The sequence below is a fragment of the Zhengella sp. genome, from assembly GCF_041397485.1.
Lineage (GTDB): Bacteria > Pseudomonadota > Alphaproteobacteria > Rhizobiales > Rhizobiaceae > Zhengella.
The window spans coordinates 487,596-513,371 of the sequence record NZ_JAWKWO010000002.1 but is presented as its reverse complement, the minus strand read 5'-3'; the positions used below and the strand labels follow the sequence as shown (position 1 = coordinate 513,371).

The window sequence follows — 25,776 nt, the reverse complement described above, 5'->3', positions numbered from 1 at the left end:
GATGCAAAACCGGCCGTGACGAAGCGGGGACCGGCCTGATGGGTGCCTATATCCTCAGGCGCCTGCTGCTGATGATCCCGACGCTGCTCGGGATCATGGCGGTGTCTTTCGCTGTCATCCAGTTCGCGCCCGGCGGGCCGGTGGAGCAGGTGATCGCGCAACTGACCGGCCAGGGCGGCAGCGCGACCGACCGCATTTCCGGCGGCGGCGGCGATTTCGGCGGGCAGAACCAGGGCTTCGATTCGGGCGGCGGCGACGTATCGTCCAAGTATCGCGGCGCGCAGGGGCTCGATCCGGAGTTCATCCGCCAGCTCGAACAGCAATTCGGATTCGACAAGCCATGGTATGAGCGCTTCGGCCTGATGCTGTGGGATTATGCCCGGTTCGATTTCGGCGAAAGCTATTTCCGCTCCACTTCAGTGATCGACCTGATCCTGGAGAAGATGCCGGTCTCGATCTCGCTCGGGCTGTGGCTGACGCTGATCTCCTATTCCATCTCCATACCGCTGGGCATCCGGAAGGCGGTCAAGGACGGTTCGGCCTTCGACGTCTGGACATCGGCCGTCATCATCGTGGGCTATGCCATTCCAGGCTTCCTGTTCGCGGTGCTGCTGATCGTGCTGTTTGCCGGCGGTTCCTTCTGGGATCTGTTCCCGCTGCGCGGCCTGACATCGGAAAACTGGAGCGAATTGTCCTGGCCAGAGCGCATCGTGGACTATTTCTGGCACCTGACACTGCCGCTCACGGCCATGGTGCTGTCGCAATTCGCCACGCTGACGCTGTTGACGAAGAATTCCTTTCTCGACGAGATCAAGAAGCAGTATGTGGTGACCGCTAGGGCGAAGGGACTCACCGAACGCCAGGTGCTCTACGGGCATGTCTTCCGCAATGCCATGCTCATCATCATCGCCGGTTTTCCCGGCGCCTTCATCGGCGCCTTCTTCACCGGGTCGCTGCTGATCGAACAGATCTTCTCGCTCGACGGGCTTGGCCTGCTCGGTTTCAAGTCGGTCATCGACCGTGACTATCCCGTGGTCTTCGCCACGCTCTACATCTTTTCGCTGATGGGCCTGCTGATCGGGCTGATCTCCGATCTGACCTATACGTGGATCGATCCGCGCATCGATTTCGAGCGGAGGGACGTGTGATGGACAAGACCGTCCACGACCGCACCGCCACGGCGCAAGCGCGCAGGCGCAAGCCCTTCATGTCGCCGCTCAACCAGCGGCGCTGGCAGAACTTCAAGGCCAACCGGCGCGGCTACTGGTCGCTGTGGATCTTTCTCGTCCTGTTCGTCGTGACGCTGATGGCGGAGTTCGTGGCGAACGACAAGCCGGTGCTCGTTTCCTACAAGGGCGAGATCCTGTCGCCGGTCCTCGTCGACTATCCGGAGGAAAAGTTCGGCGGCTTCCTGGCCATCACGGACTATCGAGACCCGGTGATCCAGGAGGAAATCGAGGCCAATGGCTGGATGCTGTGGCCACCGATCCGCTATAATTACCGTACGGTCAACCGCGAAATCCCGGAAGCAGCGCCCGCCAAGCCGTCCTGGATGTACACGCCGGAGGAACGGTGCAGCCAGTTCGTCGACGGGGTCGACGATCCCAATTGCAACATGGGCAACTGGAACTGGCTGGGCACAGACGACCAGGCGCGCGACGTGCTCGCCCGTGTCATCTACGGTTTCCGCATCTCGGTCCTGTTCGGCCTGACGCTGACACTGTTCTCGGCGGTCATCGGCGTCAGCGCAGGCGCAGTGCAGGGCTATTTCGGCGGCTGGGTGGATCTCATCTTCCAGCGCTTCATCGAGATCTGGTCCTCGATTCCGGTCCTGTTCCTGATCCTCATCATCGCGTCGGTGCTGCCGCCGGGGTTCTGGATCCTGCTCGGCATCATGCTGCTGTTCTCCTGGGTCTCCTTCGTCGGCGTGGTGCGGGCGGAGTTCCTGCGGGCGCGCAATTTCGAATATGTCAACGCGGCGCGGGCGCTCGGCGTGTCCAACCGCACGATCATGTTCCGCCACCTGCTGCCCAATGCCATGGTGGCCACGCTGACCTTCCTGCCCTTCATCCTGAACGGGTCGATCACCTCGCTGACCTCGCTCGACTTCCTCGGCCTCGGGCTGCCGCCCGGCTCCGCCTCGCTGGGCGAATTGCTGGCGCAGGGCAAGAAGAACCTGCAGGCGCCCTGGCTCGGCATTGCCGGCTTCGTCGTCATCTCGCTGATGCTGTCGCTGCTGATCTTCATCGGCGAGGCGACACGAGACGCCTTCGATCCGAGAAAGACGTTCCGATGAGCCAAGCCCCCCTGCTCTCAGTCCGGGATCTGTCGGTCGCCTTCAAGATGGGCGGAAACGACGTGACGGCTGTGGACCATGTGTCGTTCGACATCATGCCGGGCGAGACCGTGGCACTGGTGGGCGAGTCCGGTTCGGGCAAGTCGGTCTCGGCCCTGTCGGTGCTCAAGCTCCTGCCCTATCCGGCCGCCAGCCATCCTTCCGGCCAGATCCTGTTCGATGGCGACGACCTGCTCGACCACGACGAACGCGACCTGATGCGTGTGCGCGGCAATGCCATCTCGATGATCTTCCAGGAGCCGATGACCTCGCTCAATCCGCTTCACACGATCGAAAAGCAGATCGCGGAAGTGCTCAGGCTGCACCAGGGCATGGATGACCGAAGCGCCCGTGCGCGCGTGCTGGAACTGCTGAACCAGGTCGGCATCCGCGAACCGGAAAAGCGGCTCGGCTCCTATCCGCACCAGTTGTCAGGCGGGCAGCGGCAGCGCGTGATGATCGCCATGGCGCTGGCCAACGAGCCGCGCCTGCTGATCGCCGACGAGCCGACGACAGCGCTGGACGTGACCGTGCAGGCGCAGATCCTCGAACTGCTGGGCCGGCTGAAAACGCAACACAAGATGTCCATGCTGTTCATCACCCATGATCTCGGCATCGTGCGCAAGATAGCCGACCGGGTCTGCGTGATGACCAGGGGAAAGATCGTGGAAAGCGGGCCGACTCGCGCCATTTTCGAGAACCCGCAACACGACTATACCCGCCATCTCCTGGCCGCGGAGCCGAAGGGGCACCCGCCGGCGGCCGATCCTTCAGCGGCGACGGTCATGAAGGGGGACCAGGTCAAGGTCTGGTTCCCGGTGCGTCAGGGTTTCTTCCGCAAGGTGGTGGATCACGTGAAGGCGGTCGACGGCATCGATGTGACCGTGAAGGCCGGCCAGACGCTGGGCGTGGTGGGCGAATCCGGCTCCGGCAAGACCACGCTGGGGCTGGCACTGTCGCGCATGATCCAGTCGGAAGGCGCCATCACGTTCGAGGGCAAGCGCATCGATTCGCATTCCTTCAAGGACATGCGGCCGCTGCGCTCGCACATGCAGATCGTCTTCCAGGATCCTTTCGGCTCGCTCAGCCCGCGCATGTCGGTCTCCGAGATCATCGAGGAGGGCATGGCGATCCATTTCCCGGACCTGAGCCGGGCCGAGCGCGACGCGCGCGTGGTCGCGGTGCTGGAGGAAGTGGGGCTCGACCCCTCCAGCCGCCATCGCTATCCGCATGAATTTTCCGGTGGCCAGCGCCAGCGAATCGCCATTGCCCGGGCCATGGTGCTCAATCCGCGCTTCGTCATGCTGGACGAGCCGACGTCGGCGCTGGATATGAGCGTTCAGGCACAGGTGGTGGACCTGCTGCGCGACCTGCAGAAGCGGCACGACCTGGCCTATCTCTTCATCAGCCATGACCTGAAAGTGGTGCGGGCGCTGGCCAATGAGGTCATCGTCATGCGTGGCGGGCGCGTGGTGGAATACGGCACCGCCGACCAGATTTTCGAAAACCCGCAAACCGACTACACGCGGGCCCTGATCGCGGCGGCCTTCGACATCGAGACGGCACCGTCCGGCGTGGTAAGCCAGTGACGCGGACGGCGCTGGCAGACCGGCCGGTCGAGACCGAGATCACCGGCCGCTCGGTGCTGTCGGAGGGGTTTCGGCGGATGGTGCGCTTCATGCTGCGCCACCGCCGGCACGACGGCGGATGGAGCGGCATGATGACCCGCGACATCCATGAGGGCGCGAAGGTGGCTGCCGTGATCGCCTGGGATCCGGAGCGCGACCGGCTGGTGCTGATCCGGCAGTTCCGGCCGGCGGCGCATCTGGCGACCGGCTGCGGCTCGCTGGTCGAAATCGTCGCCGGCGGCGTGGAGGATGGCGAGACGCCGGAAACGGCGGCGCTGCGCGAATTGAAGGAAGAGACGGGACTGGTCGCGCAGGCCATCGTCCCGTGCCTCGAATTCCTGCCCTCGCCCGGCATCACCACCGAACATGCCTTCCTTTTCCTGGCGCTGGTCGACAGTTCCGCGCTTCCCGCGACGGCCGGCGAGGACGATGACGAGGACATAGAGCCGCTTGCCGTGCCTGTCCTGACAACGCTGGATGCGGCCGGGCGCGGGGTCTTCCGCAACGGGTTCGCGCTCCTGGCGCTCAACTGGTTTGCCGGCCAGGATCGCGCAGAACTGAGGCAAAGACTGACGGAGGCGATGACATGACGGGCGAGGCGATCCTTGTCGCCGTGGGCGATGACAGGCCGGAGGACTGGCTGCCGGTTTTCGCCGAGCGCCATCGCGGCCAAACCGTGTACTGGTACGAACCGGGCATGGACGAGGCGGCGCTGCGGGACTGCGCCTATGCCATCGTCTGGGCGCCGGATTCCGCATTGCTCGACAGGATCGGCCACATGAAGGCCCTGTTCTCGCTGGGTGCGGGCGTGGACCACATCACACGTTCAGGGGTGGCGCTGCCCCCCATCCCGGTGGTTCGCTATGTCGGCGACGACCTCACAAACCGCATGAGCGAATGGGTCGTGCTGCAATGCCTGCATCACCTGCGCCAGCAGGGACGCTATGCGTTGCAGCAGCGCGGCCATGTCTGGCGGGCGCTGGAGCAGCCGGGGGCGGAAGATGTGCGCGTCGGGATCATGGGTCTCGGCGTGCTGGGCCAGGATGCGGCGGCAAGGCTGAAGCCGTTCGGCTTCCGGCTTTCCGGCTGGAGCCGGAGCCGCAAGTCCATCGACGGGATGACATGCTTCGCCGGGCAGGACGAACTGGATGCCTTTCTCGGGCAGACGGATTTCCTCGTTTCCCTCCTTCCGCGCACGGCGGAGACGGAAGGTCTCGTCAACCGCGCCTTCCTGGAGAAGCTCGCACGGGACGGTGCCTTCGGCGCGCCGGTCTACATCAATGCCGGACGGGGCAAGACCCAGGTGGATGCCGATATCGTGGCAGCGCTGCATGACGGCACACTGGCCGGCGCCTCGCTCGACGTGTTCGAGACCGAACCATTGCCGGAAGGGCATCCTGCCTGGGATGCGCCGAATCTCGTCATCACGCCGCATGCGGCGGCCTGGTCGAAGCGCAGCGCCGTCGTGGAATACGTGATGGGCCAGATCGCCCGCCTGAGGCAGGGAAAGCCGCTGGAAAACGTGATCGACCCGCAGGCCGGCTACTGAACCCGCCTGAACGCGGTTGGCTGGCCGTAGAGGTAGCCGATGCGGGCAATGGCGGCATCGAGGTTTTCCAGCGCCACGGTCATCGTATGGCCATTGGCGTGAATGAGTGTGTCCGCATCGGTCATGATGCCCACATGACCGGTCCAGAAGACCAGATCGCCGCGGCGCAGGTCTTCCCGCGCGATCATGTCTCCCAGGTTCGCCGCCTGCATGTCGGTATCGCGCACCACATCGCGGCCGGCCATCCGGAAGGCAAGCTGCACCAGGCCCGAACAGTCGATCCCGAAGGCCGATGTGCCGCCCCACAGATAGGGCGTATGCAGCAGTTGCTCGGCCACGGCCGCGTGATCGGCTGTCAGCGGCTGACCGTCAAGCGGGCCGAGATGGCCCATGACAACCCAGTCGCCCGCTTCCGTCTGCCCATAGGCAAGGCCGCGCGTCTGCGCCCGCGCCTCGATGGCCACCCTGCCGCCAAGCGACAGATGCCGTGTGACCGGACGCTTCATGTCCGGTTCGGGATAGGCGAAGCTGCGCGGTACGGCCACCTGGTGAGTGGCGCCGGGGCCGCAGGGTGCAAGCGCGTCTTCGGCGACATAGCCGACATACATGTCACGCCTGCCCTGCACCCAGGCCCATCCGCCCCGGCGCTCGAATACGCCCACCTCGTCACCCAGCAGGAATTGCGTATCCATTCCCGCAGCGGCATCGGGAGCGGATTTCACATCGGCGACGGGAACAGCGATACACGCCGGCTTGGCAGACACGAAGTGTCGTGCATCGACCCGGCCTTGCAAGTGAATATCGGCCAGATCAGGACGAAAGGCATGGAGGCGGCGGTCAAGGGTGGTCATGATTTCCTGCTTCCGCAACGGATCGGGATCGAGTTTCGCTTCAGCCAAACCGCTCGCGGATCACCTTTTCCAGCGCCCGGATGGCTTGCGCCTCGCCGCCGGCGGGTCCGTGCGGGCGGGCAGCCGGGTTCCATGCGAAAATGTCGAAATGCGCCCAGCTTTTCGCGCCTGCGGCAAAGCGCTGAAGGAAAAGCGCGGCGGTGACGGAACCGGCAAAGCCGCCGCTGGTGACATTGTTGACATCGGCCACCTTGGAGGCAAGGTCAGCGTCATAGGGCGCCCAGAGCGGCATGCGCCAGAGCGGGTCGGCGCGGTCGCGCGCGGCATCGGAAAGGGCGGCGGCGAGGCTCTCGTCGGCGGTGTAGAAGGGCGGCAGGTCGGGGCCCAGCGCCACGCGGGCGGCGCCAGTCAGGGTCGCCATGTCGACGAGAAGATCCGGCGCTTCCTCTCCGGCGAACGTCAGGGCATCGGCCAGGACCAGCCGGCCCTCGGCGTCCGTGTTTCCGATCTCCACGGTCAGTCCCTGACGGCTTGCCAGGATGTCGCCGGGGCGGAAGGCATTGCCGGCAATCGCGTTTTCCACCGCCGGGATGAGCACGCGCAGCCTGATCCTTGCGCCGGCTCCCATCAGCATGTCGGCAAGCCCGAGGACATTGGCCGCGCCGCCCATGTCCTTCTTCATGTTGAGCATGGAACTGGGCGGCTTGATGTCGAGACCTCCGGTGTCGAAGCACACGCCCTTGCCGACCAGCGTCACTTTCGGCGCATCGTCAGGGCCCCATTGCAGGTCGATCAGGCGGGGCGCATCGGCGGCGGCGCGGCCGACTGCGTGGATCATCGGAAAATTGTTTTCCAGCAGGTCATCGCCGGCAATCACCTTGACCGATGCCGCGTGGCGCGCCGCCAGGTCGCGCGCGGCCGCTTCCAGCGCCGATGGCCCCATGTCGCAGGCGGGGGTGTTGACAAGATCACGGGTCAGGCCATGCGCCTGCGCCTGCCGGGTGACCGCTGCCACATCGACGCCCGCGGGCGCCTGGAATGTCAGGGCACGGCCCTGCTTCTTGCCGTAGCGCGTGAAGGCATAGCCGCCAAGCAGCAGGCCCAGGCAGGCGAGCTCGGCCTGTTGCGGTGGCGTGGCGAAGGCCCATGCCCCTTCCGGCAGCTTGCCGGCCAGGGCGCCGAAACCGAGCGCGCCGTAGCCGCCGGCCATGCCGTCACCGGTGCCGAAAAGCGCGCCGGCGATCGCGCCGCCGTCGCCCGGCAGGACCAGCACGTCGCCCGCCGCCCCCTCGAAGCGGTTCGCCCTTGCCCATTCGAGCGCAGGCGCATCCAGGCCGGCAGCCTCCAGCGCGCCCCTGGCGACACAATGCACGGGACGGGCGTCGGAAACAGGACCGGTTTCGAGCGTGACAGGCATGGCAATTCCTCAAGAACAGCAGGGATTAACGAACTGTTAGGGTTAACAGATTATTGCTCACAGGGAAGAGGACCGGCGGGTCCGCCATCATTTCCGCAGGTGAGCCGCATGAATTCCAAGCGCCGTCCATCCCGCTTCCGCCTTGCCAGCCTGGCCACGACAAGCATGCTCGTGCTGGCTCTCGGCATTTCAGGCTGCGCCAGCAAGCGCCTGACCACGGGTTCCGTCGGGCCGCGAACATCCAAGCCCATCGAACAGATGAATGAACGCGAGCTTGGCGCGGCCAGCGCCGGTTTCGGCAAGGCTTATGCGGGCGATCCGAAGAACAAGCAGACCGCCATGGCCTATGCCAAGGTGCTGATGATGACCAACCGGACCGACCAGGCGCTTGCTGTGATGCGCAAGACGGCGATCTATCATCCCAACGATCGCGACGTGCTGGCTGCCTATGGAAAATCGCTTGCGGCGGCCGGGCAACTGGAGCCGGCGCTTGACGCCGTGCGGCGCGCCCAGACACCGGAATATCCCGACTGGCGCCTCGTTTCTGCCGAAGCGGCCATTCTGGACCAACTGGGCCAGGCCGATGCGGCGCGCGCGCTTTATCAGAAGGCCCTGACCCTGCAGCCGAACGAGCCATCCATCCTGTCCAATCTCGGCATGTCGCACGTTCTCTCCGGCGATCTGACGACAGCCGAGACCTACATGCGCCAGGCCGCGACTGCCCCGGGCGCCGACAGCCGGGTCCGTCAGAACCTCGCCCTCGTTGTCGGTCTTCAGGGCCGTTTCCAGGAAGCCGAACAGATCGCTGCGCAGGAACTCGACCCGGAACAGGCGCGGGCCAATGTGGCCTATCTGCGTTCGATCCTGGCGCAGCAGAACAGCTGGGCCAAGCTTTCCGACAAGGACAAGAAGACCAACTGATCCTGCCCGCTCGCGCGTTTTCCGGTGACGCCGGATCGTACGCGGCGGGCGAACCGGCCTGGCGTGTCCGGTCCTCTCCGATGATTCTCCCTGCATGACAGGACGGCGCTTCCCTTTCGCCTGAAAGGCGCCATCCGCAATAGCGCAGTTTACCACGAAGACGCCTTGCAGCGCCGGCGCCAAGGCGGCCTGCGCTGCCCTTCGGCCAGAAGCCGCTTGCCGGAAAGTGCCCGGACTGCGCCGCGGCGTCAGTCCAGCAGGCCCTTTTGCGAGATGTTGATGCCGGCCGGGCCGAGAATGACGATGAAGAGCACCGGAATGAAGAACACGATCATGGGCACGGTCAGCTTGGGCGGCAGGGCTGCGGCCTTCTTTTCCGCCTCGTTCATGCGCTGGTCACGGCTTTCGCTGGCCAGTACACGAAGCGCATGGGCGACAGGCGTGCCGTAACGCTCAGCCTGGATCAACGCCTGCGACACGCTCTTGACGCTGTCCAGGCCCGTGCGGATGGCAAGGTTCTCATAAGCCTGACGGCGTTCCGACAGGAATGACAGTTCCGCATTGGTGAGAACGAATTCCTCGGCCAGATCGAGCGACTGTGTGCCGATCTCATCGGCAACACGGCGGAACGCGGCTTCCACCGACATGCCGGATTCCACGCAGATGAGAAGCAGGTCAAGGGCATTGGGCCATGCCTTGCGGATGGAATCCCTGCGCTTTGACGCCAGGTTCTTGACGTAGAGAACAGGCGCATAGAACCCGGCATAGGCACCCAGAACGCAGACGAAGAAGCGGATGAAAGGCGGGCGGTCCGCCAATCCGCCCGTGCCATAGACATAGAGCGCGGCAAGAGCGAAGCCGACCGGCGGCAGCACAACACGGAAAAACAGCAGCTTCGTCAGCGGATTCTGTCCGCGGAAGCCCGCCATGCGCAAGGAATCCACCGTTTTCTCGTCGGCAAGGATCTTGCGCAGGTCCAGCTTGTCGACAAAGGCCTTCATGCCGCCGACTTCCTTTTCGCGCAGGCCGCGGCGCTGGCTTTCGGCAGCCAGTTGCGCCCTCTGGCGGGCGCGCAATTCATCGCGCTCCAGCGCGACCGCCTTCATGCGGCCCTTCAGCGGATCGCCGCCGAAAGACGGGATGATCGTGAAGATCGTGGCAAACACGGCCACGCCCACGAGGAGCGCGATCAGGAATGAGGAACTGAATATCTGCGATGCGATCTGATCAGCGGCCATGACGTCAAACCTCGAAGTCCATCATCTTTTTCATCATGAAGATGCCGATCGACATCCAGACACCCGCGCCGGCCAGGAGCATGTGACCCTGCGAGGTCGTAAACAGCGGCTTGATGTAGTTCGGGCTGGTCAAATAGACGAGGAAGGCAACGATGAAGGGCAAGGCACCAATGATCATGGCCGAGGCCTTGGCCTCCATGGCCAGCGCCTGGACGCGATCCTTCATCTTCTTGCGATCACGCAGCACGCGCGAAAGGTTGCCCAGCGCTTCGGACAGGTTGCCGCCCGTCTGCTGCTGGATCTGAATGACGACACCGAAAAAGGCGGCTTCCGGGCAAGGCATGGTCTGCGGCATGCGAAGCGCGGCTTCCGGAACGGACATGCCCAGTTGCTGCGCCTCGACGATGCGGCGGAACTCCGTCTTGACCGGTTCCTGGGCTTCCGTGGCGATCAGGCGGATGCCGTCATTGAGCGGCAGGCCCGACTTCACCGCGCGGACGATGACATCGAGAGCATTGGGAAATTCGATGAGGAAAGCCTTGACGCGGCGCCCGCGACGAAAACCGACAAACCATCGCGGAAGTCCGAAGGCTGTAATCACGAAGATGCCGGGAAGCGTGAACAGCGGCGCGGGCGTCATGCCGCTCAGGAGGGCGAAGAGAACGGCCACGAAACCGGCGCCGACCGAAAACATGTAGAAACGCTGCACGGTAATATCCATGCCGGCCTGTTTGATCTGGACCTTCAGCGGCGGCCGCTTGATAATCGTCGATGCGCTTTTCTGACGGCTTTCCAGGTCCTTGATCGTGTCCTGGATGTTCTTCTTGCGCCGTGCCGCCTCCTGGTTGCGGTCGCGGGCCGCCTGCACGACCGTCCGGTCTGTCTCGGCCTTCTTGACGTTCTCCAGGCGGCGACCGCTCTGCCGTTCGGTCTCGATGCGATTGAACAGGAAGGCATAGGCAACGGCGCCCGCCGACAGGCCGGCCAGCGCGATTATCGCCAGGATGGTGGTATCAATGCCGAACATGCCCTACCCTTTTCACCTGTTGCGCCCGGCTCAGGCGCGTTGCTTGTCTTCCATGGCGGACAAGGCGTTTGCCAGGCGTGCCTCCTCGCCGAAATAGCGGGCGCGTTCCCAGAAATGCGGCCGGCCGATGCCGGTGGAGCGGTGTTCGCCGATGATCTTGCCGTTCGCATCCTCGCCCTTGATGTCGTAGAGCATGAGATCCTGGGTGGTGATCATGTCGCCCTCCATGCCGATCACCTCGGTTATGTGGGTGATCCTGCGGGAACCGTCGCGCAGACGGGCGGCCTGGATGATCACGTCGACCGATCCGACGATGATCTCGCGCACGGTGCGTTGCGGCAGCGTGAAGCCTCCCATGGCAATCATGGATTCCATGCGGTTGAGGCATTCGCGCGGCGTGTTGGCGTGGATCGTGCCCATGGACCCGTCGTGGCCCGTGTTCATGGCCTGAAGCAGGTCGAAGACTTCCGATCCGCGGACCTCGCCGACGATGATGCGTTCAGGGCGCATGCGCAGGCAGTTCTTCACCAGGTCGCGCATGGTGATTTCGCCTTCGCCCTCAAGGTTCGGTGGCCGCGTCTCCAGACGCACGACATGCGGCTGCTGAAGCTGAAGCTCGGCGGAGTCCTCGCAGGTGATGACCCGCTCGTCGCGGTCGACATAGTTCGTCAGGCAATTGAGAAGCGTCGTCTTGCCCGACCCCGTGCCGCCGGAAATGATGACGTTGCAGCGCACGCGGCCGATGATCTTGAGCACTTCCGCGCCTTCCGCCGAAATCGCGCCGAACTTGACGAGCTGATCGAGGGTCAGCTTGTCCTTCTTGAACTTGCGGATGGTCAGCGCGGTGCCGTCAATGGCCAGCGGCGGCGCGATGACGTTGACGCGCGAGCCGTCGATGAGGCGGGCGTCACAGATGGGGCTCGATTCATCGACGCGGCGGCCAACCTGGCTGACGATGCGCTGGCAGATGTTGAGAAGCTGCTGGTTGTCGCGGAACCGGACCGCTGTCTTCTCCGTCTTGCCGTTCACTTCAATAAAGACGTTCTGCGCACCATTGACCATGATGTCGGCAATGTCGTCGCGTGCCAGCAGGGGTTCCAGCGGACCGAAGCCGAGGACATCGTTGCAGATGTCCTCCAGGAGTTCCTCCTGTTCGGCGATCGACATCGCGAAATTCTTGATCGCGATGATGTCGTTGACGATATCGCGGATTTCCTCGCGCGCGGCCTCGGGATCAAGCTTGGCGAGCTGCGACAGATCGATGGTGTCGATGAGCGCGGAAAAGACCTGGCTCTTGGTGTCGTAATAGCTGTCGGAGCGTTCACGCTGCTGGCGCCGGGGAGCGGGCGGCTCAGGCGGCGGGGCAGCCTTCTGCGGCGTCCTTGCCGGGGCCGGCTGACGGCCGCCGGCCTGATCGGGCCGGGAAGGCGAAGGCGCCGTGTCGCCGGGCACCGCCGCGGATGCGGGAGCACGGAACTCCGGCACACCACGGCCTGCACTGTCATTGCCTTTTCGTCCAAACATCGTGTCCACCAATACCTGGTCAGGTCGCGTTACTTCTTCTTGCCGAGCTTGCCGAGAATGCCGGCCAGGCCCTTTGTCTCCTTCTTCCGGATCTCCATCCGGCCCGTGAGGACATGGGCGATATCGTTGACCGTCTGCGCGATCACGTGGCTGGCATCCATCTCGCCGAGCATGCGGCCATTGTTGGAAGCGGTTCCGAAAAGCTGCGGCTCGAACGGAATGATGGCGAGCGGCTCCAGCCCGAGCGGATCGGAGAAATCCGCCGGCTCGATCTCGGGGCGCTTGGGAACGGCAACCTGGTTGAGTACAAGCCTCGGCGGCGCATCGTTCGGGCGAAGCCGCTTGAGCGTGTCGACCAGATTCTTCGTGTTGCGCAGGTTGGCCAGTTCGGGCGTGGCCACCAGCACGACTTCGTCGGCATGGGCCAGCGTGTCGCGCGTCCAGGCATTCCAGGTGTGCGGCACGTCCAGGACGATGAGCGGGGCGGTGCGCTGGACGACCTCGACGACAGACGAGAAGGCATCGGCATCGAAATCGTAGACGCGGTCGAGCGTGGACGGGGCGGCGAGCAGCGACAGGTGCTCGGAGCATTTCGCCAGGAGGCGGTCGAGATAGACCTCGTCAACGCGCTCGGGCGAGAACACCGCCTCGGCGATGCCCTGGGTCGGATCCTGGTCGAAATTGATGTTGGCGGTGCCGAAAGGCAGGTCCATGTCGGCGATGACCGTCTCCGACTGGAACAGGTGCGATATCGCCCAGGCAACATTGTGGGCGATGGTTGACGAGCCGACGCCCCCCTTCGCGCCGACGAAGGCGAGTGTCCGGCCAAGCGGTTCTGCCTCGGGATTGACGAACAGGCTCGAAATCACGGTCATCAGGTCGGCCAGCGTGACCGGGGCGACCATGTATTCGGAAATGCCGTTGCGGATCAGTTCACGATAGAGGCTGACGTCATTGTAGTGACCGACAATCACCACCCGGGTGGACGGGTCGCAGACTTCGGCCAGTTGCTCCAGTTCCACCATCATGTCCGCCGGCGAGCGGCGGCTCTCGACAAGAACGAGGTTCGGTGTCGGATTGGCGGCGTAGAACTCGGCGGCAGCGGCAACGCCGCCACGCATCACCCGGACATGGGCGCGCGCCATGCGCCGGTCTTCCGCGGCCCGCTCCACGGGCTTTGCCACGCCTTCGGTTTCGCAGAAGGCGTGAATCGACACCCTTGGCACCGGCCGCAGGGCATTCAACTCCGCAACGTCGCGGGCGGTAGCGCCATAGTCGTCCGCCGGTTCATGCTCATATGCCAGATTGTCCATCGTCTTCACCCGTTCCTGGCTCAGTAGCTGATGTTGGGAGTGAACCCGGAGTTTCCGGTTTCGTATTTGTCGATCACGTCGGCCCGGCGTGGTCCGTCGATTTCCCCGACCGGACGGGGGCCGAGGAGATCGGCGGGATTGGCCACCTGCGCGGCCAGATTGTTCTGGTAGGAGCAGCCGAAATCGGCGTAGTTGCGGTTTTCCGGCGAGCTGGCCAGATCTTCCGTCCAGCGGCCGCATTTCGAGGTGGAGGCCGTCAGCCGCGTGTAGGTGATGCGCACCGGCGCCGAAGCGGCCTCGGCGCCGCCCTCGTAGGAGTAGGTCGTGATGCGGTTGGCCGGCACCCCATGGCGGGTGAGAAGGTTGACCAGATCACCGGCAACCCTGGCCGCACCGGCGGCATTCGGCGTGCCGACCGGAACGATGACCTGGACATCGGACCCGCTGGACCGCTCATAGCCGGCCATGAAGCCCCGCACCGCCTCGGTCTGGGCGCGCGACAGTCCCCTGGCATCCTGGGCGACCGGCAGGTCATAGACCGCTTCGCGCTCGGCAATGGTGATCGGGTGGTTCGTGCGGTAGTCCTGCGGAACGGAACCGACGGTGACGTGGTCACGCTTCAGGGCGCCGCAACCGCCAAGGGCGGTGGCCGCCGCGAGCGCGATAACCGGCAACAGGGCGCGAAGCGCAGGGTGGAGCCTGGCAGGCACTGGGTTCTTCATGGTTTGCTGCGACATGGCACTCGTTCCCCGATCACTTGTAGATGTAGCCGACAACGCCGTGGTAGCGGCCCTTGGGACGGTCGGTCTTCATGGTTCCGTAGACGCGGTTGACCCGGCCGAGGAACATGCCGGCGCCATCGCTCGGCGGGTTGAAATTGTCATCCGGCTTGGCCAGCGCGGTGCGCGCGGCCGGCCGTGACAGATACGGGGTCACCAGAACCACCAGTTCGGTCTCGTTGCGCTCGAAGGACCGGCTGCGGAACAGCGTTCCAAGGACGGGCAACTTCATGAGGCCCGGCATGCCGTTCACCGTCTGGCGGACATCGTCCTGGATCAGGCCGGCGATCATCATCGAACCGCCGGAGGGCAGTTCGACGGTCGTGTCGGCCAGGCGCTTGCGAATGGAGATGATGTTCGTTTCAGCCAAGGAAACCGACCCCTGGGCCGTGGGCTCGGAAACGGTTGTCCGGATCTTGAGGCTGATACGCCCGGGCGACAGGACAACAGGCAGAAACTCCAGGCCGATGCCGTATTCGACCTTCGAAATGGTATAGGTGACGCCGTTCTCGTCGGAGTTGCGGCCTGTCACGAGGTTGAACTCGCCGCCGACGCGGAACTGGGCCTGTTCGCCGGAAACCGCGGTCAGGGTCGGTTCGGCGAGCGTCTTCATGACGCCGGTCTGCTCCATGGCATTGAGGTAGGACTGGATCGACACGGCGCCTATCGAACCGGCGAGGCTGCTGCTCACGTTGGTCAGCGGCTTGCCGAGGCCGGTGAAGCTATCGGCAACCGCACTGAAGGAGATGCCGTCTGATGTCGAACCGCTGGCAAACGCCTTCACCCCGAGCTGTTTCATTACGGTCCGGCTGATCTCGGCCACCGTGACCTTCAGCGTGACCTGGTCCTCGCCGACGATCTTCAGGAGGTTCACGATCCTGGAGGAACGGCGCTCGCCGTCCGGATTGGATATGGCGACATCCGCGCCGCCGCCGCTGGCCGTCTGGCCGGTTGCCGTGGTCGCATACTGGCCGGTGGTGGCTTCACCGCCGGAGACGAAGATCGTTGCCAGCTGCTGGGCGCGCTGCGCATCCAGGGGCGAAGCAACCTCGCCGGTCAGCACCACGTTGTCGTTGATCAGTTCGACCTTGATCGAGGAGTCCGGCAGGAAACGCCGCAAGTAGTCCTCCAGCCCGGAGACGTCGCGCTCGATCTGCAGGTCGAGCGATGCGATCTGTTCTCCATTGGCGCCGAAGACGAAGATGTTGGTTTCGCCGACCTGCTTGCCGAACAGGTAGATGCGGCGCGCGGTGCGGGTCACAGCGTCGGCGACCGCGGGATTGGCGACCAGGATGTCATAGGCATCGGTCGGCAGGTCGATGACCAGCGACTTGTTGAGCCCCAGCTTGATGCGCTGGCTCGCTTTCGAGGCTGTCACGCGCGTGTTTGCCGCCTGCGCCGTCTGCTGCACCGCCACCGGCGTGAGAGCTGTCGCGGCGAGCGCGAGCGCCAGCGACGCCGCAAGGCCGGCGCCGGACGAAAAGGCGAATCGGGGAAAGCGGGTCTGGCGTGTCATTTCTTCGTAGCCTCTTCGGAAAGTTCACCGCCCTTGATCATCCGGACGACGCCGCTGCGGTCGCCATCGGACGAAACGAGATAATCCGCGCTGCCTTCGACGATCTCGTCGGCATCCTCGACGGAACGCAGCGCCAGCGTGAGCCGGTCGGCCATCTGCTGAGCCACCGTGATGATCTCCGCCTGTTGCGGGGTCAATTCGAGCGTAGCGGTCTCGCCCACCTTGACCTTGCGGCCTTCCTCGTCCTCCTGGATCGTCTGGTCGATGGCCAGGACGCGGATGTTGCGCAGGATCGTTTCGGTCTTGAAGCCTTCGCCGACGGTGCCGGAATTGGAGCGGCGGGTCATGATCACGTCGACGAAATCATTGGGGAGAATGAACCCGCCCGCCGATGTGTCAGCCGAGATTTGCGTCGCGATCGCGCGCTTTCCGGACGGCAGGATCGAGGACATGAAGCTCTTGCCGAAGCCGACAAGGCGCGTCTTGCGCAGCGGCTCGCCCGCGGACATGGAGGTGCGGACGGCAACGCCCGCCAGCTTGTCGATCGCATCGGGCTCTTCCGATCGGGTGATATATTCAGGGTTCATCGCATCGACCGGCCATTCCTGCCAGCGCAACTGCCCCTCGATCGGCGCGCCGACAGGCATGTCCTCTGTCACGACCAGGATCTCGGCCAGCGCGATGGCAGGCTCGGCGGGAACCGGCGCCATCACGGCCGGCTCCGGCGGCGGAGCGGAGACCATGTTCTTGGCGATCATGCCGGCACCGCCCGCGGCTGCCACGGCGACACCCAGAACAATGAGCTGGGAGGATTTCATTTCTCTGCACCCCTTACCCGGTGAACCTCAACTTGCAGGGAGAGTGCAGGTGCAATCGTCAAATTATGGTTAACGGGACCCTTAAAGTCATACTTAATAGTTCGTTACCGTAATTCCGGCAGGCAGGACACCGCCGTTTCATGGCACGGACCCGCGAATGAACCCGCGACCGAAGCCACCATACGGGATGGCCTCCAAGGGTCGAACCAGGCCTCATCCGCCGACAATGGCAGCCAGGGCCCAGGCACCGAGCGGACTCTCGGGGAAAACCAGCAGGCCGGCACAACCAAGCGCAATGCCATAAGGAATTCCGCTTTGCGGGTCGGCAATGCGACGCAGGAAATCGACTCGCCAGGCGAAGACGGCGACCGGCGATCCGCGCAAGGAGAGGATTGCAAGCGTCAGGAAGCCGCCCAGGATGGCCGCGATGAGAAGATAATGGAGCGTGATCGGGTTGAACCCGAACCAGAGGGCGGTCGCGGTCATCAGTTTCGCATCACCACCGCCCATCTGACCTATCGAGAAAAGGAAGAAGGTTACGGCCAATACCGTCACGGCCACCGCGAAATGGGTGCCGTAAGTGCTCCAATCCATGCCCGTGAGCGGCGCGATGACCGCAAAGCCGCCGATCAGCAGCAAGGATACCCGGTTGGCAATGGTCATCGACAGCAGATCGGAGATCGCGGCAAACACCATGCAGAACGGAAAGATCACAAGGATTGCAGCTTCAAGCATCGGTTCACCCTGCCCTGTTCCCGGACCTGCCCGCTACCGGGCCAGACCCGTCTGTATCAAACATCGTTTCTTCCGCCCGTTCTCATGCCGACATTAGCGGACCGGGCTTAAACAATGGTGAAGCGCGGTGGATCGCCCTGGAGTCCGGCGGCCGGACGCCCGGGCGATCCTTTCCGTCAGGCTGTCCTGTCAGACGCCAGTGCCGGCCAAGACGTTCGACACGCGGTTGAACTTCTCGTTCAGATTGGTGCCAAGCGTGGTGAGCGTGCCCATGATGGCAACCGAAATAAGCGCGGCAAGCAGACCGTATTCGATGGCCGTTGCGCCGGATTCATCCATGATGAAGGTTTTCAACTTTTCCATTTGCGTTTCCCTGTGTTGCCAACGCCCTGTTTTCGGGGTCGTCGTTGTCTTTTCACATCATTTCCATGCACCGGGGCGAATTCCGGCCCCGGGACACCTGGCATTCGCCGGACGGGCGGCGCCATGCCGCGGAAAAACCGGTGCAGACCGCATCCGGCAGAGCAGCGACCGGCCGCAGTCAAACGGTCGGAGCGCAACTGATTCCGGCGAGAGAGCATCAGATCTTCGTGACCGGATCGGCGACGCTATCGCCCAACCGGAACAGCGCCCCCATGATCGCGACCGAAATGAGCGCTGCGAAATGCCCATGTTCGATGGCGGTGACGCCGATCATGTTGCGGGGAAAAGGTGAAAGCCTTCGCACCATCCAGCCCTCGTGCCTGCGGATCAGCGACGCGGCCCTGAAGCACGCACACGCGGCGAAAGCGGCATTGGCATGGCCGTTCAGACCATGGGAAGGGAGGATGCAACCCTGGAAAGGAAGCCATCATTTCGCCCCTGGCCGGGTGGCACACCGGCCTTGCCATCTCTCGTCCCCGCACACGGGACATCAAGACATGCATCTGTAAAAAAAGGGCCGCCCCGGATCGAGACGGCCCCTGTCTTAGGCTACGGTCAAGACCGTCCTGCGATCAGCTGCCGAGCTTGGTGGCGACCGAAGAGAACTTCGTGGTCAGGTTGGTGCCCAGCGTGCTGAGGGTGCCCATGATGGCAACGGAAATCAGTGCAGCGAGCAGGCCGTATTCGATAGCCGTGGCGCCAGATTCGTCCTTCATGAAAGCGGTGAATTTCGACATGGTAGAGCTCCTTTTATTTGCCTTGGTTGACAGCCATTCCGTGAGTTCTTGTCTGCTCATCGGATGGGGGCACTCTACGGGGAACCTCTTGCGGTTCGGTTAGGAAACACGGTTTCCAAACGATGAACGGTTTTCGCGATCCATCTTGGTAAACAAATGCTGTGAGGAAGCTCTCCCGAACGGGAGCATGCATGCCTTTAATATGCAAATCAGCGGAGGCAGCGTTTCCGGGTCCTTATATAGCTTTGGCGCGTGCGGTCTCATGCAACCGGCCATGGTCCGCCCGGCATTGAGAGGGCTGACGGTTTGCCCAGCCTGCCCCCGGGCTTAACCGCCGGTTTACCATTCACGGGCATTTTCCTAGCGAGAGTTCACGCAATCCGACCGGAGCCTGCCTCATGATCCGCTACATCGCCTTTACCGCCGCTCTCGCCGCGGGACTTGCAGCAGGCGCTGCCGCGTCGGCCACGGAAGCCGGCATCGAAGTGGCCATGAATCAGGCTAAGATCATCAAGCTGACACGCGCCGCCGACACGGTGGTCGTGGGCGAACCGAAGATCGCGGACGTGACCGTGAAGGATTCCACGACGATCGTTCTCACGGGCAAGGGTTTTGGCGTGACCAACCTCGTCATCCTCGACCAGGAGGGCGCGCCCATCGTCGACGAGCAGGTCTATGTCCGCCGTTCGCAGCAGCAGTCGGTGCGGGTCTATCGCCGTTCGCAGGTCCAGACGCTGTCCTGCACACCCTATTGCGAAGCGGAATTCCGCAACGAGGCGGTGATGGCTTCCGACGCCGCGATGGCCGCCGCCAACTGACCTGCCCGCGCGGCGTTTTTCATGGTTTAGCCCGGGTAAATCCGGGCTCAACTTTTGTATGCAATCGCGGAACCGGATTTCAACCCATTCCAGCTAGGCTCTGTCCCATACCAAAGCGTTGTCAGTAGGTAGGGACATGGCACACAAGATCAACGGCGTGATCCCGGCGGGAGAGATCACCAATCAAGACAAGCCCCGCCGTACCCGTCTTTTCAGGCGCTTCGCAAAAAACACGAAGGGCGCAACGGCAATCGAATTCGCCATTCTCGCCTTTCCGTTCTGCCTGCTCGTCTTCGCGATCCTCGAAAGCACGATTTCCTTCGCCACACAGCAGGTCATGGCCAATGCCGGCGACAGCATCGCGCGTGAATTGCGAACCGGCCAGCTCCGGGCGGGGGATGTCAACGAGGCGAAGCTCAAGGATCTCGTCTGCGGCAAGCTCGAAGTGATCGTGGCCGACGGATGTCCGGGGCTGGAGGTCGATCTGCGCGAGTTTCCGACATTCGACGCCGCCGCCAAGGTGCGCGTGAAGCTGACATCCGACAAGGATATCGACACATCCGACTTCGCCGTGACCCCCGGCGACGCGCTGAGCATCAACATGCTGCGCGTGTTCTATCGCTGGCCGGTCATGACGGACCTGATGCGTTCGTCCATGTCGAACCTGAAGGACGGCAAGACGCTGCTCTTCTCGACAATCACCTGGCGCAACGAACCCTATAGCTGAGGCACGGGCGAGTGATGAAAGGTCCAAAGGGGAAAGACATGATGTCCGGGGCGAAAACACACACAGAAAACGCATTCGCGCGCATCCGCCGGTTTCATCGCGACCACAGGGGCATCGCAGCCGTGGAATTCGCCATGATCGCGCCGATTCTCATCGCCATGTATTTCATGACGCTGGAACTCGGCCTGGGCATCGAGGCGAGCAAGAAGGTCGGGCGCACGGCCAGCATCGTGGCGGACCTGGTCACCCAGAACCAGTCGGTGACAAAGAACGACCTCGATGCCATCATGCGCATCGGCGAAGGCACGCTTCAGCCCTACAACCGCTCGAAGCCGGAAATCCGGATCACCGCGATCCAGTTCGATGACAAGTCGCCGCCGGTCGGGCGCGTCGCCTGGTCGCGCAAGGCGGTGGGCACGGCAACGTCGGCCTATCTGGCGAAGGACATGAACGTGACAAGCCTGGTGCCGGACAAGCTGCGGCTCAAGGATACATTCCTGATCCGGGTCGAAACCCTGCTGACCTACAAGCCGGTGATGGCATGGTCGAGCGACGACAAGGAGGCACTCGGCCTCACGGCCGCCTTCGATTCGATCGAGATGGACGAGACCTATCACTTGCGCCCGCGCATGAGCGCGACGATCGGCTGCGGCGATTGCTGATTCGCCGCCCCTGACGGCACAGGACATGACAGGCCCGCCGGTCAATCGCCGGCGGGTTCTTTCGTTTCTGCGGAGAGCAGGCGGTCGAGCAGTTCGGCGGCACCGGTATAGTCGATCGGCCGCACCGGACGGAATCCGCCGGTGAACCGGGGCGAAAGGGCTTCCAGCACATCGGGCCGCCCGGCCAGTCCGGTCAGGACGTCCCGCAAGATGGACTTGGCCTCGCCGGAAAGCGTGGTCCGCACCGTGTGCGGACCGAAGCCGATGACCGGTCCGCGCCAGGCAATGGCCAGGCCAGACGGCGCAAGGCCGCGGGCTTGCAGGAGCGCCACGGTGCCCGTTGCTTCCATGTCGCCGCCGGGTCCGGTCAGAACGTGGCCGGCCATCGCCTCCACGTCGCCCTGGAGAAACGCGGAAAGCGCCTCTTCCGGCGTCTGGAATTGCACGATCCGCCCCTGCAATCCGGCTTCGCGGATATCGAAGGCCGCCAATGGCCCGAGTGACCCGCCCGCCGCCATGGCGATGCGTCCGGCTTCGCCTGAGCCGGGGGCAGCGTCGGCGCGGCTGAGGACGACAGCCCGAAGCCCGGTCGCGCCGCCTTGCGAAACCGGCGCGGCCAGCGGTTCGACACATCCACAATAACGGACCGCGGCAATGAAGGCGACCGCGCTGTAGACGGCATAATCGACATGGCCGGCCGCCTGGGCGTCGATGAGCGCAGGGAAATTGCGGGCCTGAAAGATATCGACGGGCATGCCGAGCGCCGACGAGAAGGCCTCGCGGACCAGCGCCCTGTCGCGGGCGGACATGCGGCCATCGGGCGCCACCAGCCCGATGCGGAATGTGCCCATGTCCCCGCGCCAGCCGGTTTGCGCGGCATGGGCCGGGAAAACCGCCAGGGCGCAGATGCCGGCTATGCAAAGAACGGCCAAATGTTTCATCGCTGTCTCCGGCGTCGCCTCCCATTGTGCCACGGCCCGGCAAAGGATGCACCGGCACGGTTTGCGAATTGCCAAGCGGGCGCGGCGTGCCTATCTCTGGTGAACCGACATTCCTGCAAGTGAGCGGATCAAAGCCATGGCGCGTGCCTTCCTCTTCGTCCTTGATTCAGCCGGCATAGGCGGTGCAGCCGATGCGGCCCGGTTCGGGGACGAGGGCGCCGACACCATCGGCCATATCGCCGAACAATGCGCGCGCGGCCGTGGCGACCGGGAGGGTTTGCGAACGGGACCGCTCCGGCTGCCGCACATGACGGCGCTGGGTCTTGGTGCTGCCGCTGCCATCGCCACGGGACACGTGCCGCCGGGCCTGGAAGGCAAGCCGGCCGGCTTCCACGCGGCGGCGCAGGAGGTTTCCAGCGGCAAGGACACACCGTCGGGCCATTGGGAAATGGCCGGCCTGCCGGTGACTTTCGACTGGGGCTACTTCCCCGACACCGATCCCTCCATCCCGGAATCGCTGCTGCGCGCCGCGGTCGAAGAGGCCGGGCTCGACGGCTGGCTGTGCAACCGCCACTATTCGGGCACCGCCGTCATCGACGACTACGGGCCGGAGCATATCGCCACCGGCAAGCCCATCATCTACACATCGGCAGATTCGGTCATCCAGATCGCTGCCCATGAGACCCATTTCGGTCTGGAGGCGCTCTACCGGCTGTGCACGATCATGCGCGTTCACGCCGATGCCTTCAAGGTGGGCCGCGTCATCGCCCGCCCCTTCACCGGCGAAGCGCCCGGGCAGTTCGTGCGCAATTCGGCCAACCGGCGCGACTATGCCGTGCCGCCGCACGAACCGACATTGCTCGACCGGCTGACGGATGCGGGCCGCACCGTCTTCGCGGTCGGCAAGATCGGCGACATCTTCGCCCATCGCGGCATTTCCGACCTGCGCAAGGCATCCGGCAACATGGCCATGTTCGACGCGGCCCTGACCGCCATGGACGAGGCCGGCGACGGAGACTTCATCTTCGCCAATTTCGTCGATTTCGATTCCGAATACGGCCATCGCCGCGACGTGCCCGGCTACGCGGCCGCGCTGGAGGCCTTCGATGCCCGGCTGCCGGAAGCATTCGCGAAGCTCAGACCGGGCGACATGCTCATCCTGACCGCCGACCATGGCAACGATCCGACATGGCGCGGCACGGACCACACGCGGGAGCGGATTCCCGTCATCGGAACCGGCCCCGGTTTCAGGCCGGCGGCGGCCGGGTTGCGTTCCACATTCGCCGATATCGGCGAGACGATCGCGGAACATCTGGGCATTGCGCCCGGCGCACATGGCACGTCCTTCCATTGCGCGATCCGGCCCGATGCCTGAACTACCCGAGGTTGAAACGGTGCGCCGCGGGCTTGCGCCGGTCATGGAGGGCGCCACGATCACGCGGGCCGAAATCCGCCGGCCGGATCTGCGCTTTCCCTTCCCCGACCGGTTCGCCGAGACGCTGGAAGCCCGGCGGATCACGGCGCTGGCGCGGCGGGCCAAATATCTGCTGATCCATCTCGATGACGGGGCCGTTGTCATTTCCCATCTTGGCATGTCCGGCTCCTACCGGATCGAGGGCGGGGACGGCGCGCACATGCCCGGCGAATTCCATCATGCCCGCGCCCGCGACAGCGCCCATGACCATGTGGTGTTTCACCTGACAACCGGCGATGGCACGCCGGCACGCGTGATCTACAATGACCCGCGCCGGTTCGGTTTCATGCTGCTGACGCAGGAAAGCGGCCTTGCCGACCATCCTGCCCTGCGCGGACTGGGCCTGGAGCCGACGGGCAATGCGCTGGATGGGGCCGCGCTGGCGGCGCTGTTGCGCGACAGGCGCACACCGCTCAAGGCGGCGCTTCTCGACCAGCGGCTGATCGCGGGGCTTGGCAATATCTATGTCTGCGAAGCGCTGTGGCGCGCCCGGCTTTCGCCGCTCAGGGCGGCCGGCACACTGGCCAACAGGGCTGGCGGTCCGGGCGTCAGGGCCGGCCGGCTGGCCGACGCCATCCGCGCGGTAATTGCCGAGGCCATCGCGGCGGGCGGCTCGTCGCTGCGCGACCACATGCAGACAGACGGCACACTCGGCTATTTCCAGCACTCCTTTTCCGTCTACGACCGAGAGGGCGAGCCCTGCCCCGCGCCCGGCTGCCGCCAGACGGTGCAGCGCATCGCGCAATCGGGGCGCTCCACATTCTATTGCCCGGCGTGCCAACGGTGATTAACCTGCCTCTACTCAATGCCCAGCGAGGGGAGATCCATGGCATATGAAACCATCCTGACCGATACGCGCGGGCGCGTCGGCATCATCACGCTCAACCGTCCCAAGGCGCTCAACGCACTCAACCTGACGGTCATGGCCGAGGTCTGCGAGGCGCTTTCCGCCTTCGACAAGGACGAGAAGATCGGCTGCATCGTTCTCACCGGCTCGGAGAAGGCCTTCGCCGCGGGCGCCGACATCAAGCAGATGCAGCCGCTCTCCTACCAGGACACCTATGCGCAGGACCTTTTTGCCGGCTGGGACGAGGCCACGCGGACGCGCAAGCCCATGATTGCCGCCGTGGCCGGCTACGCGCTGGGCGGGGGGTGCGAACTGGCCATGATGTGCGATTTCATCATCGCGGCCGACAATGCCCGCTTCGGCCAGCCCGAGATCACGCTCGCCGTCATTCCCGGCATGGGCGGGTCGCAACGGCTGACCCGGCTCGTCGGCAAGTCGAAGGCCATGGACATGTGCCTGACGGGCCGGATGATGGATGCAGAGGAAGCCGAGCGCTCGGGCCTGGCAGCGCGGGTGGTCCCGCTGGCCGACCTGATGGAAACGGCCATGGATGCGGCGGACAAGATCGCGTCCTATTCGCTGCCCGCCGTGATGATGGCCAAGGAGGCGGTGAACCGAGCGCTGGAGACCACCCTCGCCGAGGGCCTGCGGTTCGAGCGCCGCCTCTTCCACTCGACCTTCGCCTTCGAGGACCAGAAGGAGGGCATGTCCGCCTTTACCGAGAAGCGCAAACCCAATTTCAAGCATCGCTGAGACGATCGACACCAAAGCGCGCGATGCTCTGCGGGAAAGCGTTGACGCACGCGCAAAGCTGAACTATAAGCCCGCAACAACCGCGGCGGCCATCTGGCCGCCCGTCATGTTTTCGCGTCTGACAGGCCGCAAGGCCAGGCGCCACCAAGTTGAGACAAAGAGAGAGGCACCATGGCCAATACTCCTTCGGCCAAGAAGGCTACGCGCAAGATCGCCGCGCGCACCGCAGTGAACAAGACGCGCCGCTCGCGCGTCCGCACCTTCATCCGCAAGGTCGAGGAAGCGATCGCTTCCGGCAACAAGGACGAAGCCCGTACGGCGCTTCAGGCCGTTCAGCCGGAGCTGATGCGGGCCGCCTCCAAGGGCGTGATGCACAAGAACACCGCCTCGCGCAAGGTCTCGCGCCTGGCCTCGCGTGTGAAGGCCCTTGGCTGATTAGCCAGCGCACATTACGCTTGACGAATTCAAGGTCCGTGGCCCTGCGCCTCGGGCCTTTTCTTGTTGCACTTGCGGCAAGTCGTTAACTTTGTTTTCCTTTTGCCGGCGCAGCTTGGAAAGCGCCACCCGCGTGACCCATCACAAATCCGGCGCCATATTTTACGGGCACAAATTTTCATTGCATATCAATAACTTGTCATAGGTTATCCACACACCATCCCCAATCACGGGGCCGTGATCACGCAGGATGTGAGTCAAGCAAAATCTTTGAAAATTTTTCTTTGCCGCGTCCCCGGTCCGGGCCC

General features: G+C 64.1%; 27 protein-coding genes. 13 read left to right on the top strand and 14 right to left on the bottom strand.

The window, feature by feature from the left end:
* Positions 1 to 38 precede the first annotated feature (38 nt).
* From R3D65_RS08550 to R3D65_RS08530, 5 genes are read left to right on the top strand one after another with little or no spacing between them, the layout of a single operon-like run.
* On the top strand, positions 39 to 1,148 hold the full coding sequence (locus R3D65_RS08550; protein ID WP_371274793.1) for a microcin C ABC transporter permease YejB: 1,110 nt from the start codon (positions 39 to 41) through the stop codon (positions 1,146 to 1,148).
* Positions 1,148 to 2,296 carry an ABC transporter permease gene (locus R3D65_RS08545; protein WP_371274792.1) on the top strand — a complete coding sequence of 383 codons (1,149 nt, stop codon included), beginning with the start codon at positions 1,148 to 1,150 and terminating at the stop codon, positions 2,294 to 2,296. Before R3D65_RS08550 ends, R3D65_RS08545 begins: the two co-directional genes overlap by 1 nt.
* Positions 2,293 to 3,924, top strand: coding sequence for an ABC transporter ATP-binding protein (locus R3D65_RS08540; protein ID WP_371274791.1), 1,632 nt, complete (start codon positions 2,293 to 2,295; stop codon positions 3,922 to 3,924). Before R3D65_RS08545 ends, R3D65_RS08540 begins: the two co-directional genes overlap by 4 nt.
* On the top strand, positions 3,921 to 4,553 hold the full coding sequence (locus tag R3D65_RS08535; RefSeq protein WP_371274790.1) for an NUDIX domain-containing protein: 633 nt from the start codon (positions 3,921 to 3,923) through the stop codon (positions 4,551 to 4,553). Before R3D65_RS08540 ends, R3D65_RS08535 begins: the two co-directional genes overlap by 4 nt.
* Positions 4,550 to 5,512, top strand: coding sequence for a 2-hydroxyacid dehydrogenase (locus R3D65_RS08530; RefSeq protein WP_371274789.1), 963 nt, complete (start codon positions 4,550 to 4,552; stop codon positions 5,510 to 5,512). Before R3D65_RS08535 ends, R3D65_RS08530 begins: the two co-directional genes overlap by 4 nt.
* Here R3D65_RS08530 and R3D65_RS08525 read toward each other — a convergent pair.
* Together R3D65_RS08525 and R3D65_RS08520 are read right to left on the bottom strand one after the other, a co-directional pair.
* Positions 5,506 to 6,363, bottom strand: a complete 858-nt coding sequence (locus tag R3D65_RS08525; protein ID WP_371274788.1) for an NlpC/P60 family protein — start codon at positions 6,361 to 6,363, stop codon at positions 5,506 to 5,508. The genes R3D65_RS08530 and R3D65_RS08525 overlap by 7 nt on opposite strands.
* 40 nt (positions 6,364 to 6,403) lie before the next feature.
* Positions 6,404 to 7,780 carry a M17 family metallopeptidase gene (locus tag R3D65_RS08520; RefSeq protein WP_371274787.1) on the bottom strand — a complete coding sequence of 459 codons (1,377 nt, stop codon included), beginning with the start codon at positions 7,778 to 7,780 and terminating at the stop codon, positions 6,404 to 6,406.
* A 108-nt stretch (positions 7,781 to 7,888) separates the two neighbouring features.
* Between R3D65_RS08520 and R3D65_RS08515 the strand changes: the two genes are divergently transcribed.
* On the top strand, positions 7,889 to 8,701 hold the full coding sequence (locus tag R3D65_RS08515) for a tetratricopeptide repeat protein (RefSeq protein WP_371274786.1): 813 nt from the start codon (positions 7,889 to 7,891) through the stop codon (positions 8,699 to 8,701).
* A 248-nt stretch (positions 8,702 to 8,949) separates the two neighbouring features.
* Here R3D65_RS08515 and R3D65_RS08510 read toward each other — a convergent pair whose 3' ends face one another.
* The 11 genes from R3D65_RS08510 to R3D65_RS08460 form a co-directional block, all read right to left on the bottom strand.
* Positions 8,950 to 9,939 (bottom strand): type II secretion system F family protein, encoded by a 990-nt coding sequence (locus tag R3D65_RS08510; RefSeq protein ID WP_371274785.1) that lies wholly within the window; start codon positions 9,937 to 9,939, stop codon positions 8,950 to 8,952.
* A gap of 4 nt (positions 9,940 to 9,943) precedes the next feature.
* A complete protein-coding gene (locus tag R3D65_RS08505; RefSeq protein WP_371274784.1) occupies positions 9,944 to 10,966 on the bottom strand; it encodes a type II secretion system F family protein in 1,023 nt (340 codons plus the stop codon).
* Between the two features lie 30 nt (positions 10,967 to 10,996).
* Positions 10,997 to 12,490 (bottom strand): CpaF family protein, encoded by a 1,494-nt coding sequence (locus tag R3D65_RS08500; protein ID WP_371274783.1) that lies wholly within the window; start codon positions 12,488 to 12,490, stop codon positions 10,997 to 10,999.
* Between the two features lie 29 nt (positions 12,491 to 12,519).
* A complete protein-coding gene (locus R3D65_RS08495; RefSeq protein ID WP_371274782.1) occupies positions 12,520 to 13,803 on the bottom strand; it encodes a CpaE family protein in 1,284 nt (427 codons plus the stop codon).
* 20 nt (positions 13,804 to 13,823) lie between these two features.
* On the bottom strand, positions 13,824 to 14,540 hold the full coding sequence (locus R3D65_RS08490) for a CpaD family pilus assembly protein (protein WP_371274781.1): 717 nt from the start codon (positions 14,538 to 14,540) through the stop codon (positions 13,824 to 13,826).
* 16 nt (positions 14,541 to 14,556) lie between these two features.
* Positions 14,557 to 16,098 carry a type II and III secretion system protein family protein gene (locus tag R3D65_RS08485; protein ID WP_371274780.1) on the bottom strand — a complete coding sequence of 514 codons (1,542 nt, stop codon included), beginning with the start codon at positions 16,096 to 16,098 and terminating at the stop codon, positions 14,557 to 14,559.
* Positions 16,095 to 16,916: a Flp pilus assembly protein CpaB gene (gene cpaB, locus R3D65_RS08480; RefSeq protein WP_371274779.1), complete on the bottom strand. Its 822-nt coding sequence runs from the start codon at positions 16,914 to 16,916 to the stop codon at positions 16,095 to 16,097. Before cpaB ends, R3D65_RS08485 begins: the two co-directional genes overlap by 4 nt.
* 213 nt (positions 16,917 to 17,129) lie before the next feature.
* Positions 17,130 to 17,651, bottom strand: a complete 522-nt coding sequence (locus R3D65_RS08475; protein ID WP_371274778.1) for a prepilin peptidase — start codon at positions 17,649 to 17,651, stop codon at positions 17,130 to 17,132.
* 189 nt (positions 17,652 to 17,840) lie between these two features.
* Positions 17,841 to 18,014: a Flp family type IVb pilin gene (locus tag R3D65_RS08470; protein WP_371274777.1), complete on the bottom strand. Its 174-nt coding sequence runs from the start codon at positions 18,012 to 18,014 to the stop codon at positions 17,841 to 17,843.
* A gap of 217 nt (positions 18,015 to 18,231) precedes the next feature.
* Positions 18,232 to 18,381 carry a Flp family type IVb pilin gene (locus tag R3D65_RS08465; RefSeq protein ID WP_371274776.1) on the bottom strand — a complete coding sequence of 50 codons (150 nt, stop codon included), beginning with the start codon at positions 18,379 to 18,381 and terminating at the stop codon, positions 18,232 to 18,234.
* 265 nt (positions 18,382 to 18,646) lie between these two features.
* On the bottom strand, positions 18,647 to 18,811 hold the full coding sequence (locus tag R3D65_RS08460; RefSeq protein WP_371274775.1) for a Flp family type IVb pilin: 165 nt from the start codon (positions 18,809 to 18,811) through the stop codon (positions 18,647 to 18,649).
* A gap of 398 nt (positions 18,812 to 19,209) precedes the next feature.
* Here R3D65_RS08460 and R3D65_RS08455 point away from each other — a divergent pair, with 398 nt between their 5' ends.
* From R3D65_RS08455 to R3D65_RS08445, 3 genes are all read left to right on the top strand, one after another.
* The gene (locus tag R3D65_RS08455) at positions 19,210 to 19,629 is read left to right on the top strand and encodes a pilus assembly protein N-terminal domain-containing protein (RefSeq protein WP_371274774.1); all 420 of its coding nucleotides are present in this window, start codon (positions 19,210 to 19,212) and stop codon (positions 19,627 to 19,629) included.
* Between the two features lie 136 nt (positions 19,630 to 19,765).
* Positions 19,766 to 20,356, top strand: a complete 591-nt coding sequence (locus tag R3D65_RS08450) for a TadE/TadG family type IV pilus assembly protein (RefSeq protein WP_371274773.1) — start codon at positions 19,766 to 19,768, stop codon at positions 20,354 to 20,356.
* Between the two features lie 41 nt (positions 20,357 to 20,397).
* Positions 20,398 to 21,018, top strand: coding sequence for a TadE/TadG family type IV pilus assembly protein (locus tag R3D65_RS08445; protein WP_371274772.1), 621 nt, complete (start codon positions 20,398 to 20,400; stop codon positions 21,016 to 21,018).
* A gap of 41 nt (positions 21,019 to 21,059) precedes the next feature.
* Here the strand turns inward: R3D65_RS08445 and R3D65_RS08440 are convergent, their stop codons facing one another.
* Positions 21,060 to 21,959 carry a phosphate/phosphite/phosphonate ABC transporter substrate-binding protein gene (locus R3D65_RS08440; RefSeq protein ID WP_371274771.1) on the bottom strand — a complete coding sequence of 300 codons (900 nt, stop codon included), beginning with the start codon at positions 21,957 to 21,959 and terminating at the stop codon, positions 21,060 to 21,062.
* A 136-nt stretch (positions 21,960 to 22,095) separates the two neighbouring features.
* On the opposite strand from R3D65_RS08440, the gene R3D65_RS08435 reads away from it, so the two are divergent.
* The 4 genes from R3D65_RS08435 (at position 22,096) to rpsT (ending at position 25,468) form a co-directional block, all read left to right on the top strand.
* Complete coding sequence (locus tag R3D65_RS08435) at positions 22,096 to 23,334, top strand: phosphopentomutase (protein ID WP_371274770.1); 1,239 nt, start codon at positions 22,096 to 22,098, stop codon at positions 23,332 to 23,334.
* The gene (gene mutM / locus R3D65_RS08430) at positions 23,327 to 24,220 is read left to right on the top strand and encodes a bifunctional DNA-formamidopyrimidine glycosylase/DNA-(apurinic or apyrimidinic site) lyase (RefSeq protein WP_371274769.1); all 894 of its coding nucleotides are present in this window, start codon (positions 23,327 to 23,329) and stop codon (positions 24,218 to 24,220) included. The genes R3D65_RS08435 and mutM overlap by 8 nt, the downstream gene beginning before the upstream one ends.
* 39 nt (positions 24,221 to 24,259) lie before the next feature.
* Positions 24,260 to 25,033 carry an enoyl-CoA hydratase gene (locus R3D65_RS08425; RefSeq protein ID WP_371274768.1) on the top strand — a complete coding sequence of 258 codons (774 nt, stop codon included), beginning with the start codon at positions 24,260 to 24,262 and terminating at the stop codon, positions 25,031 to 25,033.
* A 171-nt stretch (positions 25,034 to 25,204) separates the two neighbouring features.
* On the top strand, positions 25,205 to 25,468 hold the full coding sequence (gene rpsT / locus R3D65_RS08420; RefSeq protein ID WP_371274767.1) for a 30S ribosomal protein S20: 264 nt from the start codon (positions 25,205 to 25,207) through the stop codon (positions 25,466 to 25,468).
* Positions 25,469 to 25,776 lie beyond the last annotated feature (308 nt).